General features: G+C 67.5%; 10 protein-coding genes. 3 read left to right on the forward strand and 7 right to left on the reverse strand.

Annotation, left to right across the window (positions count from 1 at the left end; translation table 11 throughout):
* Positions 1-13: 13 nt before the first annotated feature.
* Positions 14-1,435 (reverse strand): CobW family GTP-binding protein, encoded by a 1,422-nt coding sequence (locus ACZ4M8_RS28580; protein ID WP_467612482.1) that lies wholly within the window; start codon positions 1,433-1,435, stop codon positions 14-16.
* Between the two features lie 673 nt (positions 1,436-2,108).
* Between ACZ4M8_RS28580 and ACZ4M8_RS28585 the strand changes: the two genes are divergently transcribed.
* From ACZ4M8_RS28585 to ACZ4M8_RS28595, 3 genes are all read left to right on the forward strand, one after another.
* Positions 2,109-3,119, forward strand: a complete 1,011-nt coding sequence (locus ACZ4M8_RS28585) for a sucrase ferredoxin (protein ID WP_467612486.1) — start codon at positions 2,109-2,111, stop codon at positions 3,117-3,119.
* A gap of 750 nt (positions 3,120-3,869) precedes the next feature.
* Positions 3,870-5,525: an ATP-binding protein gene (locus ACZ4M8_RS28590; protein WP_467612489.1), complete on the forward strand. Its 1,656-nt coding sequence runs from the start codon at positions 3,870-3,872 to the stop codon at positions 5,523-5,525.
* Positions 5,522-6,196: a DUF7342 family protein gene (locus ACZ4M8_RS28595; protein ID WP_467612492.1), complete on the forward strand. Its 675-nt coding sequence runs from the start codon at positions 5,522-5,524 to the stop codon at positions 6,194-6,196. The genes ACZ4M8_RS28590 and ACZ4M8_RS28595 overlap by 4 nt, the downstream gene beginning before the upstream one ends.
* Before the next feature lie 9 nt (positions 6,197-6,205).
* Here ACZ4M8_RS28595 and ACZ4M8_RS28600 read toward each other — a convergent pair whose 3' ends face one another.
* The 6 genes from ACZ4M8_RS28600 to ACZ4M8_RS28625 form a co-directional block, all read right to left on the reverse strand.
* Complete coding sequence (locus tag ACZ4M8_RS28600) at positions 6,206-7,813, reverse strand: solute symporter family protein (RefSeq protein ID WP_467612495.1); 1,608 nt, start codon at positions 7,811-7,813, stop codon at positions 6,206-6,208.
* Positions 7,810-8,211: a DUF485 domain-containing protein gene (locus tag ACZ4M8_RS28605; protein ID WP_467612684.1), complete on the reverse strand. Its 402-nt coding sequence runs from the start codon at positions 8,209-8,211 to the stop codon at positions 7,810-7,812. Before ACZ4M8_RS28605 ends, ACZ4M8_RS28600 begins: the two co-directional genes overlap by 4 nt.
* Positions 8,212-8,441: 230 nt before the next feature.
* Complete coding sequence (locus ACZ4M8_RS28610; RefSeq protein ID WP_467612498.1) at positions 8,442-9,128, reverse strand: response regulator transcription factor; 687 nt, start codon at positions 9,126-9,128, stop codon at positions 8,442-8,444.
* Positions 9,125-10,291: a sensor histidine kinase gene (locus tag ACZ4M8_RS28615; RefSeq protein WP_467612501.1), complete on the reverse strand. Its 1,167-nt coding sequence runs from the start codon at positions 10,289-10,291 to the stop codon at positions 9,125-9,127. The genes ACZ4M8_RS28610 and ACZ4M8_RS28615 overlap by 4 nt, the downstream gene beginning before the upstream one ends.
* Positions 10,292-10,320: 29 nt before the next feature.
* Positions 10,321-10,809: a DUF1453 domain-containing protein gene (locus tag ACZ4M8_RS28620; protein ID WP_467612504.1), complete on the reverse strand. Its 489-nt coding sequence runs from the start codon at positions 10,807-10,809 to the stop codon at positions 10,321-10,323.
* A gap of 159 nt (positions 10,810-10,968) precedes the next feature.
* Positions 10,969-13,089, reverse strand: coding sequence for a DNA gyrase/topoisomerase IV subunit B (locus ACZ4M8_RS28625; RefSeq protein ID WP_467612507.1), 2,121 nt, complete (start codon positions 13,087-13,089; stop codon positions 10,969-10,971).
* Positions 13,090-13,146: the final 57 nt, after the last annotated feature.

Here is a 13,146-nt window from a genome sequence, read left to right on the forward strand (position 1 = left end):
ATCTTGCGTCGCGCTATCCCTCTTGGCCGTCCTGGTCGTCGCGGTCGGCGACGTAACGCAGCACGCCCCACATGGCGCGCTCCAGCAGGTCGTCGTCGGGGGAGGACGGGGCGCTGTCGTGAGGGAAGGTGGAGTGGGGTGGTGCGTAGTCTTGGGGTGACGTCGCACTCCGGGGCGGCTGGCTGTGCGTGAGTGCGTCACCGGGGGTCGGGGCGGCGGCAGTCACCGCTTCCGGCATCCTGCAGGCAGTCAACCTGTCCCTCAACGACTCTGCATCGATACCGCTGCCGATGAGAACGAGCTGTGTACAGCGCTCTTCACCACGCTCCCAAGAGGTCGGGTAGAAGCGGAGAAAGTCACCTACCGCGTGAACCCCGAACTTCTGCCGGCTTCCCGGAACGTCGAAGTGCACGAACCCCTTGATGCGGTACAGACCTGCTGGGCGACTGTCGAGAAAGTCCATCAACCGACGCGGGTGCATCGCGATACGCGAGACGAACTCCACGCTCTGGTAGCCGCTGTGCAGGTGTCGGCCGTGGCAGCCACCGAGGCACGGCTCACCGGTGGAGTGACTGTGACCCTCGTGTGAGGGTGACTGCCGCTTCCTCTCACGCAACGGGTCATGTGCCAGCGCGGTGTCGCCTCCCGTAGTCCCCAGGTTGTCGGATGGTTGCGTTTGCTGACTGTCACGAAGCGCGGTGCCCGACTCGCTGTCGCTCTCCGATCCGATGAGTGCCGCCGCCTCCTCGTCACGGTGATACGCCATGCGGTAGTCGGCCGCTTCCCGCAGGAGGTCCTCGAATGACAGCTGCTTCACCGCCGGGTCGCAGTCATCCCCCGGCCCTCGGTCGAAGAACATCTCCGGGTCGATACGCCCGTAAGCGGCGCAGACCACAGGCCGTCCGGGCGCCAGCTCACTCAACGTGTTGGTGAGCCGTTCACGCTGCTCGTCCCCGATACGGTCAGCCTTGTTGAGCACGACAAGGTCGGCGATTCCCACATGCCGGTCAAGTTCGGGATGGCGCTCCCGGGTCGTATCGAACTCGGCGGCGTCGACCACTTCGACCAGCCCACCGTAAACAATCCGCTTGTTCTCGCTGGCGAGGATCATGCGGATGAGTTCCTGAGGTTCGGCCAAGCCGCTGGCTTCGATGACGATGACGTCGATACGGGCCGCAGGCCGTGCCAGACGTTCCAGGTACTCGTCCAACTCGCTGGTGTCGACTGCGCAGCACAGGCATCCGTTGCCGAGCGAAACCATCGAGTCCACCTGGCCGGCGACTGTCATCGCATCGATCTCAATACTCCCGAAGTCGTTGACGATCGCACCGATACGCGTGCCGTCGCCCGCTGCCAGGAAGTGGTTGAGCAACGTGGTCTTACCCGATCCCAGAAATCCGGCGAGGACGACAACCGGGATCTGCTGCGTGGTCAAGGGGGCGCCTCCATGGTTCGGAAGCCGGGCCGCGGCACGAAGACGGGCCGACCGGACCGGCGGAAAACGGGCTGCCGATCGTAACGGACCTCTGATCGGCCCCCAGATGATGCGGCCCGTCATAACGAAGGAGGCTTCCGCATCCGCAGCAACCGATCCGGCCGCCAGCCGCCAGATCCTCCGCCTCGTGGCGCACACCTCACGGACCGAGCCTCCGCCCCCATGGCAGTGCTCGCCCTCAGGTCAAGGCAGACCCCGCTTCTGTAGCAGTAGTCCCGACACCCTCAAACCGCGATGCCTCACCCCGAGACACGTGCATGGGTGCATGGGCAGAGGACACTCGCCCTCCGCCTTGCCCCGGCTGTCGGAGTCGCAGATCAGCCCAGCCTCCGAGCAACCCGGGCACCTAGCCCCGCCTTGGCCGCCGTGTCCGCCCGGCACCACTCCGCCCAGGCCCACCGGCAGGCCGCGCCGCCCCACGTGGCCCCGTCGTGGCAGCGGACTTCCTACGACGCCTTCCTCCATCGCCCGTCACTGCATGGTGACGGCGATTATTCCGGTGCTCACCGCGCGTATCGGTGCGTTCGGTCTCTCCGGCTCCGCCCGCCGACTGTTTCAAGGTCGGCGCACCGTCGCTCTCCTCCCCCTCACCAGGCAGGTTAGGCTTACCTTCGTGAGCGCCTGCACCCTTGCTTCCCGCGAAGTTTCCGAGCCCCTCGCCGGAACCGCGGCCACCGCCCGTACTTGGCTGCTCATCGAGCAACCGGGCCCGTGGGGAGCCCAGGCGCTGACGAACAGCCGCCTCGACCCGGACCTCGGCCGAGCCCTGACCGCGGCCGCCGACGGAACCGGCGTCCGCGTCGCGTTGATCCGACGCCCCGGCCCGCCCAGCAGGAGAAACACCGCGCTCCGGCGTCGAGTGTTCCTCGCACACACCGCTCCGGGCCGCTCCTGGATCCGCACCGCCACCCTCGCCGATCCGAAGACCCTGACCCGGCTGGACTTCGCTGCCGCGGCGGCCGGTCATCACGGAGGCCTCTGGGACGCCTACTCCGGTCCCCCTCTTGTCCTCGTCTGCACGAACGGCAAGCGGGACAAGTGCTGCGCCGTCCTGGGACGCCCGCTCGCCGCCGACCTCGCGAACGCCGGCACCGAAACCTGGGAGGTCACCCACATCGGTGGCCACCGCTTCGCACCGACCCTCGTCGTGCTGCCCTACGGATACGTCTACGGCCGTGCCTCCGTCGAACTGGTCAGGAACGCTGTCGCCGCGGCGGGCAGCGGACAGATCACGCTCGACCACTGCCGAGGACGCTCCACCTGGGGCCGGCCGGCGCAGACCGCCGACCTCGCCGTCCGGGACATGCTGAGGGAGTACCGCGCGGACGCACTCGATGTCGTACGGACCGACGCGGTGCGGCCCGAAACGGTGTGCGCCGACCGCACGGCCTCCCGGCGCGCCATCGCCCCGGGGCCTCTCCCCGCGTGGTCCGTGACCGTCGCCCATTCCGACGGCCGTATGTGGCAGGTGCTGGTCGAACAGCGGGCCGACGACGCTCCTGCGCCCGCGAGCTGTGGCTCGCTGCTCGGCCCACCTGCTCGTATGGCCGTTGCGGCCATCACGCACCGCAACAGTGGTTCGCTCGCGGGCCCGGGTGGTGGTCATCTCGTCGCGGCGCCCTGACGTACTTGCAGCAGGCCTACACACCTGCCTGGAAACCGGTCCCCCCACCTGACGAGCCGGTGCAGCCACCCGTTGGCCCCTTTCTCCGGCCCTCCTCGACTGAAGGGCCAGAGCAACCGCGACCGTGATACCGGCCCCGAGCACCGACCACACGAGGTATGTACCTCGTTGACCGCGTGCCCCAGGCAGCATCTCCCGTCCCGCAGAGCCCCGTGTCGTTGCTGTCATTCCTGCCTCTCCCCCGCTCACTGCGATCGCGCGCGGAGACGCTCTACCTTCACAGCCGTCCCCGTTCAATCCCCAAGAATCGACGTCCCCGCTCTCTCTTCCGCGAGGTTAGGACTTCACAATCCGCAGCCGAAAGCCCTGTGGATAACTCCGCTGTCGCAGGTTCCGGCTGCTCAGCGCTCCCTTCCGTTATCGAACGAATACCAGCAGTACAGAGGTCGCGGCTCACACCGAGAGGGATTACCGAGGGGCAATCGGCCGCCCTTACCCTTCGTCCACATGGGTGAGCCGGAAAGACCACAGCCTCCGAGCCCGAGTGCGGAAGAGCCCTCAGGCTCCACCGGCCTGCCCAGCCCACCAGGTGGTGAAGGCGGAGGCACCCCGCCCTGGACATCCGGTACGCCTCGCCGGCCGTCGGCGCGCTGGAGGAGACGAACAGCTACTAGCGACCACCGGGTCTATCCGCGCTGGCTGCCGCGGCCACGCATCCACTGGCCGCGCCGCGTCTTCGCGCAGGTCCTGATGGTGCAGTTGGCCATAGCCACCGGAGTGACAGCGCTGGCCACCGGCCTCTTCCTGGCCCCGCTCAGCGTGGAACTCGACAACCAGGCGATGCACCGCGCCCTGGCCATCGCCCAAACCACCGCTGCCGAGCCCCGGCTGGACAACGCGCTGGAGAGCTCCCGTCCCACACCACACGGCCCCGTCCAACGGGCAGCCGAACGAATCCGCAACGCCACCGGCGCCGAATACGTCGTGATCATGAACCGGCAGGGTGTGCGCTGGTCCCACACCGACCCGCATGAAATCGGACGGCATGTCTCCACCGATCCGAGCCCGGCCCTCACCGGCCGCGAGGTCATGGAAATAGACAACGGCACCCTCGGTCGCTCCGCCCGCGGCAAGGTACCGCTACGCAATGGCAGAAAGGAGATCATCGGCGCCGTCTCCGTAGGCATCGCCTACGAGAGTGTGCATGAACGGCTCCTCTCCACAGTTCCGCAGCTGCTCGCCTACGCCGGCGGCGCCCTGGCCGCAGGAGCTCTCGCCGCATACCTGGTCGCCCGGCGCTTGCAGCGCCGTACGCACGACCTGGCATTTTCCGACATCTCCGCACTGCTCAGCGAGCGGGAAGCGATGCTGCACGGCATCCGCGAGGGGTTTCTCGCCCTCGATCACAACAGACGCATCCGCTTGATGAACGACGAGGCACAACGGCTCCTGGACCTGTCCCCCGACGCCACCGGGACGGTCGTGGACACCGCCCTCCCCCCTGGCCGTACAGCGGACGTACTGGCCGGCCGGGCGGCAGGGACGGACCTGCTGGCCGTGAGCGGCCAACGTGTTCTCGTGATCAACCGGATGCCCACCGACGACGGTGGCGCAGTCATCACACTCCGGGACCGCACGGAATTGGAACGGCTGGGGCGCGAACTGGACGGCACCCGAGGACTCATCGACGCACTACGCGCCCAGGACCATGAACATGCCAACCAGCTCCACACGCTCCTCGGACTGCTGGAGCTGGGACTCCACGAGGAGGCCGGCTCCTTCATCACCCAGGCGGTCGGTGTCCATCGAGCAACCGCCGAACAGATCACGGAGTGTGTTCATGATCCGCTGGTGGCCTCTCTCCTTGTCGGCAAAGCGACTGTGGCAACCGAACGTGGTGCTTCACTCACCCTCGCTTCCGACACTCATCTCCCCGACCGACTCATAGACCCGCACAGTGTGGTCACTGTTCTCGGCAATCTGGTGGACAACGCCCTCGACGCCACAGCGACAGTTCCCGACGCGCAGTTGGAGGTTCGGGTCCACATGGACGGGCGGACGGCAATCGTTCGCGTCAGTGACAACGGCCCCGGAGTCCCGGCGGGCCATCGTGCTTCGATCTTCACCGAGGGGTGGACGACGAAGGAGCCACCACTTCATGGGCAGCGTGGCATCGGTTTGGCGCTTGTACAACGGCTCGCCGAGCGCTACGGCGGTACCACAACTATCGGTGATCGCCTCGGCGGAGGAGCGGTCTTCACAGTCACTCTCCCTGACGCGCTGTCCGACGAGTTGCCCGAGAAGGGCTCGACTCCCCCAAGACAGGTCACCACGACAGGCCGTCCGCGAAACGATGACACCACCGCGACCGCGTTCCCCGATGAGGCGACAGGAGCTCACCAATGATCAACGTCGCAGTCGTGGATGATGACGTTCACGTAGCGAAAATCAATGCTGCCTATGTCGACAAAGTGGCGGGTTTCCAGGTCGGCTGCCTTGCCCACACTGCAGCTCAGGCCCACGAAGCGCTGCTCACCCACACAGTCGACCTGATGCTCCTGGACCACTACCTTCCCGACGGCACGGGACTGCAACTGGTGAGCAGCCTGCGAAGCCGCGGCATCCCCACCGACGTGATCATGGTGACCGCGGCACGCGACGTCACGACGGTTCAGGCAGCGATGCGGTTCGGGGCACTGCAGTACCTCGTCAAACCGTTCACATTCGCCGGTATGCGCTCCAAGTTGGAGGCGTACGCAGCCTTGCGCCGCACCTTCGAGAGCGGCGGGCAGACCGAGCAGTCAGAAGTCGACCGAATCTTCGGAGCCCTGGGGACAACCGGAGCGGAGACGGCAGAACTCCCCAAAGGCCACTCTGTCGCCACGGCCGACCGTGTGCGCCGCGTTCTCCGTACCGCTGACGCGCCTATGTCCGCCCAGGACGTTGCCGTACGGGCCGGGCTCAGTCGTCAGACAGCGCAGCGTTATCTGAAACTGCTGGAACGGACGGGGCGCGTCCGGCTCACTCTCAGGTACGGCGAGACCGGACGCCCCGAGCATCGCTATGCATGGGTATGAGCATGCGGGCTAGGCCGCGCCGGCCCCGGTGAGGGACCGCACTTCGGTCTCCGCATGCCGGGCTTCGTCCGCAGGTTCATCAGAAGTGACCGTGCCGAACCATCCCGCCAAGAACCCCAGAGGAATGGATACGACACCGGGGTTCTCCAGAGGGAAGAAATGGAAGTCGACTCCAGGGAAGAGCGCGTCGGGGCTGCCCGAGACAACAGGGGAGACGAGCACCAGGACCACGGCCGGGATGAGCCCGCCGTAGACGGACCACACGGCGCCACGGGTGGTGAACTGCCGCCAGAAGAGTGTGTAGAGCAGTACCGGCAGGTTGGCCGAGGCGGCAACGGCGAAGGCCAGGCCGACGAGGAAGGCGACGTTCATATCCTGTGCGAGGAGCGAGAGCGCGATGGCCAGGGCCCCTACGACGACAGCCGCGACCCGTGCGACGGTTACGTCACTTTGTCGACTCTCCACTGTGCCGCGACTCCGGCTGCGCCGCAGCGAGGCGTAGAGATCGTGCGCGACAGAGGCAGATGAGGCGAGGGTGATACCGGCCACCACCGCGAGGATGGTGGCGAACGCGACGGCAGCGACCACGGCGAACAGCACCGTTCCGCCGGTGGACCCAGCGCCGCCGCCAAGCTGGAGGGCGAGGAGCGGCACCGCAGTGTTGCCCGCGGCGTCGGCAGCCCGCACGGTGCCGCTGCCGAGCACCGCTGCCGCGCCGAAGCCGAGCACGATGGTCATCAGGTAGAAGCTGCCGATGAGACCGATCGACCACATGACGGAGCGGCGGGCGGCACGGGCCGTGGGGACGGTGTAGAACCGCGACAGGATGTGCGGCAGCCCAGCGGTCCCGAGAACGAGTGCCAGGCCCAGGCTGATGAAGTCCAGCCGAGATGTCCAGTCTCCGCCGTACCTGAGCCCCGGAGTCAGGAAGTCTGCACCGTGACCGCTGCGCCCAGCGGCGGTGGCGAGGAGCGCACCGAGGTCACCGTGGAAACGTGCCAGCACCAGGACAGTAAGGGTCAAGGCCCCGCCTATGAGGAGCACGGCCTTGATGATCTGGATCCAGGTCGTGGCTCGCATGCCTCCGAGCGTCACGTAGAACACCATCAGGGCACCAACCCCGATCACCGTCCATGTACGGGCCGCTATATCGACATTACCGAGCAGCAGGGTGACAAGGCTCCCGGCACCGACCATCTGGGCCACCAGGTAGAGCACGGAGACAGTGACCGAAGCTGTCCCGGAGGCGATGCGTACGGGGCGCGCCCGCATCCTGGAGACGACGACGTCGGCGAGGGTGAACCGACCGCAGTTCCGGACGAGTTCGGCCACCAGGAACAGCACGACGAGCCAGGCGACGAAGAACCCCACGGAATAGAGCAAACCGTCGTAGCCGAAGAGGGCGATGAGTCCGGAGATGCCGAGGAACGAAGCGGCGGACATGTAGTCGCCGGCGATGGCGAATCCATTCTCCAGTGGGGAGAAGAGGCGGCCGCCCGCGTAGAACTCCTCCGCGGACCCGTGCCGTCGGCGCCCCGCCCAGGCAGTGATCGCGAGTGTGACCGCGATGAAGGTGCTGAAGAGGACAAGGGCAAGTGTCTGGTGGTCGCCCGTCATCGTGTGTTGCCTCCTGTCAGCTCCTGGGTTTCCCAGCGGATTTCCAGCGCTACGGCATCGCGGCGTAGACGCGCGTGACGGGCGTACGCCCAGGCCAGGAGGAAGGTCGTCAGGAACTGCCCCAGGCCTGCCAGCAATGCGACGTTGAACATGCCGACGACGGGTCGGCGCATGAGGTCCGGTGCGACGGTCGCGGTGATGACGTAGGCGAGGTACCAGCCGAGGAAGAGAACGGTGGCGGGGAAGGCGAAGCCACGGTACCGACGGCGCACCTCTTGGAAGGCGGCGCTGCGCTGGACCGCGCGGTACACCTCGTCATGGGCAGCAGACCGTGGGCGCGGCAGACCGGGGCCCACACCCCCTTGTTGCGTTGTCGCCTCCCTCGTCCAGAGGGGCATGGCCTCGTGAGGGGGCCCCCCGGACGCCGTCGTTTCGCCCGTACCGTTCTGCCTGGGGACGGTCGTACCGCTCCAGGCCGCGGTGGCGGGACCGCTTCCACGTGGTGCGGCCGTGCCGCTGTGCTGCTTGTCCACCGAACGCTCCTTGTTGCACCGACCTGTTGGCCGGTTTCGTCAAGGATGGGTGGGGAGGGTGATGCCCGGTTACGCCTTCTGGTCCGTTCACTCCATCAGGTGAGGTTCTCACCGGGTGGCTGCGCCAGACCGTGTCGGTACGCGTAGTGGATCGCCTGCGCCCGATCTCGCAGCCCGGCCTTCCCGAAGAGATTGTTGATATGTGTCTTTACCGTCGCGGTGGAGACATGGAGCGTACGTGCGATCTCCGGATTGGACAGCCCTTCGGCAACCAGCCGCAGCACCTCGACCTCACGGGCGGTCAACCCGTCCGGTGGCTCCGCGGAGGGCCTGCGTGGCAGTGGTGCGGGCTCGGCGACACGTTCCAGCAGTCGCCGCTGGATCCTGGGGGACAATCCGGCTTCCCCGGAGAGGACTCCGTCGATGGCACGGACGATCTCGTCACCGTCCGCGTCCTTGGTCAGGTAGCCGCGCGCACCGGCCTGAAGTGCGGGGAAGAGGGAGTCGTCGTCGGCGTAGGTGGTGAGGACCACCACCTGCGTGCCCGGGTGATCCGTCCTGATACGACGCGTCGCCTCGACTCCGTCGCACCGGGGCATGCGCAGATCCATCAGGACGATGTCCGGGGCGAGTTCGGCGACGAGGCGGACAGCTTCCTCACCGTCCGGCGCGGAGCCGACGACCTCGATGCCGGGCAGAAGCCCCAGCAGCATCACGATGCCCTCACGCACCACGGTCTGATCGTCGGCGACCACCACGCGCCGCTTCGGTCCGCCCGTCATGCCGGCACCCGCAACCGCACCACGAAGCTCTCCCCTTCCGGGCCTGACTCCAGTGTGCCGCCGAGGAGTTCGGCGCGTTCGCGCATGCCCACCAGACCGTATCCGGAACCACTGGACGCGAGTTCGCCGGGCTCGGCGTGGCGCACCGTGTTGCACACCTCCAGGCCGACCGTGTCCTCCGCGTAGGCGAGGGTGACATCGGTACGGGCTCCGGGTGCGTGTTTGCGGACGTTGGTCAGCGCTTCCTGCGCGACCCGGCGTACCGCCAGGGCCGCTTCGGGAAGGAGCTCACGGCACTCTCCCGTGATCTTCAGACGGGCGCCTTCGGCGGCTGTCAGCTCCCCCAGATATTCCTCTACGGGACGCATCTCACCGCGGAGGGCCGACAGCGCCTCGCGGGTTCCGTCGAGCCCCTCTCGCGCCATGGCGCGGCAGGCGGTCACCCGGTCGAGGAGCTGTGCGCGATCGGCCTCGAGGTCGGTGCTGCGCTGGATGAGCAGCCGGGCCGCCTCCAGATGGACCAGTTGGGCGCTCAGACTGTGGGCGAGGATGTCGTGGATCTCCCGGGCGATGCGGCCCCGTTCCGCCAGCGCTGCGGTCTCCGCCTCGGCGGTGCGTGCGGCGCGTTCCTGGGCGAGCAGCCGTTGGGTGTTGCCGCGCGCCTCCGCGTCGAGGCGCATCACGTAGCCGGCGAGGGCAAGTCCGCCCGTGGTTGTCGCCGTCGTCACCCAGTTGTCGTCGCTCACCAGGGCGTAGGCGGTGAGTGCGGCGGTCGAGCAGAGCAGTGCGACGGCGAGTGGCAGGCGTTCCATGGCGACGACGGCGCAGCCGCACCAGAGCACCACCGCGGGCAGCGAGGCGCCGACGGCATGGAAGGCGAACGCGCCGCCTTCCATGGCGAGAAACAGTCCGAGCGACGGCCACAGCCGTTGGTGCAGTGTGGTCCGGAAGAAGCGGTGAAAGACCGCTGCCGTGAGGACTACCGCGACGGCTCCGACCGCTTTCCACCAGCCGTCGAACGGCGGCCGGGTGAGCGTGGCCCACAGCAACAGGCCGATGAGCACTGTGCGGACGACTCTGCCGATCCACCGGCGCGTCTCGTTCATGCCCTCATGGGCGAGCGCTTCCCTCAGGGGCCAGCGTGTCCAGGCGTTCTGCGGCACTCGGTGTCCTTCCCGGGCGACGGTGTTTCTCAGCCACCCACCGGAACACGGTACGCGGGCTGCACGGAACGGGCCCGCAGGAGAGTGACACCGCTGCGCGACAGCAGCATCACAGCGACGGAGAGCATCATGGCGCCCGTCCCTTGGTGGACGCCCCATGCGGCAGCCGCTCCACCGAGCCCGAGGCGTACGACCAAGCAGCACAGCCAGACCGCCACGGTCCGCGGACCGCCCTTGGTCCAGACGCCGCCATCGGCATCCGTCCACATCGTGGTGGTCCAGGCCCATCCCGCACCGCTCACGAGCCCGAGCAGGACCCCGGCGACCAGCAGGACAGCTGACTCGGTCGGGTGCGCGGTGTCCAGCAGGTGCGGTTCACGGAACGCCATCACGCCAAGAATCGCGGGAACAAGCCACACCTTGCGGCCGCCCGCCGGCAGTCGCTGCGCGCTGAACTGGCGGATGAACACATACACGACCACCGCGATGATCACTACGGTGTTGAACAGGCCGCTCATGGACCCTGGCCTCCGGAAGGACGGGAACGCTGACGTCCTCGACGCTACGGAGCGCACCTCGCCGGCGGATCGGCCCGCGGGTGGGAGCCGGGTGGAAAGCCGAGGGGGTGTTCCTCCACCCCTGGGTGGAGGAACACCCCCTCGGCGCACCGGCGGCGCTCAGGTGTCGATGCGCGACCGGTCCAGCGTGGAGGCGGAGTTGGTGATGAATTCCTTGCGCGGTGCGACTTCGTTGCCCATGAGGAGGTCGAAGGCGCGCTCCGCCGCCTCGAGATCGCTGATGTTGATCCGGCGCAGGGTGCGGTGACGCGGATCCATGGTGGTCTCGGCGAGCTGGTCGGCGTCCATCTCACCGAGGCCCTTGTAGCGCTGGATGCTGTCCTTGTAGCGGACCTTCTTCCGCTCCAGTTCGAGCAGGGTCTGCCGCAGCTCGTTGTCGGAGTAGGTGTAGAGGTACTTCTCCTGCCCCTTCTTGGGGTTGGTCAGTTCGATGCGGTGCAGCGGCGGTACGGCGGAGAAGACCCGGCCCTGCTCGACCATGGGCCGCATGTAGCGCTGGAACAGCGTCAGCAGCAGACACCGGATGTGCGCGCCGTCGACATCGGCATCGGCGAGGAAGATGACCTTGCCGTAACGGGCGGTGTCGATGTCGAAGGTGCGGCCGGATCCCGCTCCTATGACCTGGATGATCGCGCCGCACTCGGCGTTCTTGAGCATGTCCGAGACGGAGGACTTCTGGACGTTGAGGATCTTGCCGCGGATCGGCAGCAGCGCCTGGAACTCGGAATTGCGCGCGAGTTTGGCGGTGCCGAGCGCCGAGTCGCCCTCGACGATGAAGAGTTCGCTGCGCTCGACGTCGTCGCTGCGGCAATCGGCGAGCTTGGCCGGCAGCGAGGAGGACTCCAGGGCCGTCTTCCGGCGCTGCGCCTCCTTGTGCTGACGCGCCGCGATACGGGTACGGGCGGCGGCGACGATCTTTTCCAGAACGGCGCGGGCCTGCTGCTTCGCATCGCGCTTGGTGGACGTCAAGAACGCCTTGAGCTCCCGGCCCACCACCTGCGCGACGATGCGGGAGGCGGCCGAGGTGCCGAGCACCTCCTTGGTCTGCCCCTCGAACTGGGGCTCCGCGAGCCGCACGGTGACGACGGCGGTGAGCCCTTCCATGGCGTCGTCCTTGACGACGTCGTCCTCGGCGACGCGGAGGAGCTTGCTCGACCGCAGCACCTCGTTGACGGTCTTGGCGACCGACCGCTCGAACCCGGAGACGTGGGTGCCGCCCTTGGGCGTCGCGATGATGTTGACGAAGGACCTGATCGTGGAGTCGTACCCGGTGCCCCAGCGGAGGGCGATGTCGACGCCCAGTTCGCGGGTGACCTCGGTGGGGGTCATGTGGCCGCGCTCGTCCAGGACGGGGACGGTTTCCTTGAAGGTGCCCTGTCCGCTCAGCCGCAGGACGTCGCAGACCGCCTTGTCCTGGGCGAGGTACTCGCAGAATTCGCTGATGCCACCGTCGTAGTGGAAGGTCTCTTCCGTGACGGGGGCGCCGTCGGTGGCACGTTCGTCACGGACGATGAGGGTGAGCCCGGGGACCAGGAATGCGGTCTGACGGGCGCGGGCGTACAGCGTCTCCAGGGAGAGCCGGGCGTCCTTGAGGAAGATCTGGCGGTCGGCCCAGTAGCGCACCCGGGTGCCGGTCTTCGTCTTGGCGACACGCTTGCCCTTGACGAGACCGTTGCCCGGGTCGAAGGGGGCGTCCGGGCCGGATGCGGTGAAGGTCCCGGGGACGCCCCGGCGGAAGCTGATCGCGTGTGTCTTGCTGTTGCGGTCGACCTCGACGTCGAGGCGGGCGGAGAGGGCGTTGACGACGGAGGCGCCGACACCGTGCAGGCCGCCGGAGGCGGCGTAGGAGCCGCCGCCGAACTTCCCGCCGGCGTGCAGCTTGGTCATGACGACCTCGACGCCGCTGAGACCGGTCTTGGGCTCGACGTCGACGGGGATGCCACGGCCGTTGTCGCGGACCTCCACGGAGCCGTCCTCGTGGAGGATCACCTCGATGCGGTCGCAGTAACCGCCGAGCGCCTCGTCGACGGAGTTGTCGATGATCTCCCACAGGCAGTGCATCAGACCGCGGCTGTCCGTGGAGCCGATGTACATGCCCGGACGTTTGCGGACGGCTTCCAGACCCTCCAGGACGAGCAGATGCCGCGCGGTGTAGTTGGAACCGTCCCGGTCTGCCCCGGTCAGCACTGCGGTGGACGGCACGGACATCTCGGCGGTCACGCGGTTCGCTCCTCGCTGAATTTCTGGCAGTCCGCATTCCGCGGACTCGGTTGTGGC

This window comes from Streptomyces sp. NPDC027185, assembly GCF_055567035.1.

Bases quoted from the DNA above. Each gene is read 5' to 3' on its own strand.
- ACZ4M8_RS28590 (WP_467612489.1), top strand. From the start codon at position 3,870: ATGGTGCAGTTGGCCATAGCCACCGGAGTGACAGCGCTGGCCACCGGC.
- ACZ4M8_RS28595 (WP_467612492.1), top strand. From the start codon at position 5,522: ATGATCAACGTCGCAGTCGTGGATGATGACGTTCACGTAGCGAAAATC.
- ACZ4M8_RS28600 (WP_467612495.1), bottom strand. From the start codon at position 7,813: ATGACGGGCGACCACCAGACACTTGCCCTTGTCCTCTTCAGCACCTTC.
- ACZ4M8_RS28605 (WP_467612684.1), bottom strand. From the start codon at position 8,211: ATGCCCCTCTGGACGAGGGAGGCGACAACGCAACAAGGGGGTGTGGGC.
- ACZ4M8_RS28610 (WP_467612498.1), bottom strand. From the start codon at position 9,128: ATGACGGGCGGACCGAAGCGGCGCGTGGTGGTCGCCGACGATCAGACC.
- ACZ4M8_RS28620 (WP_467612504.1), bottom strand. From the start codon at position 10,809: ATGAGCGGCCTGTTCAACACCGTAGTGATCATCGCGGTGGTCGTGTAT.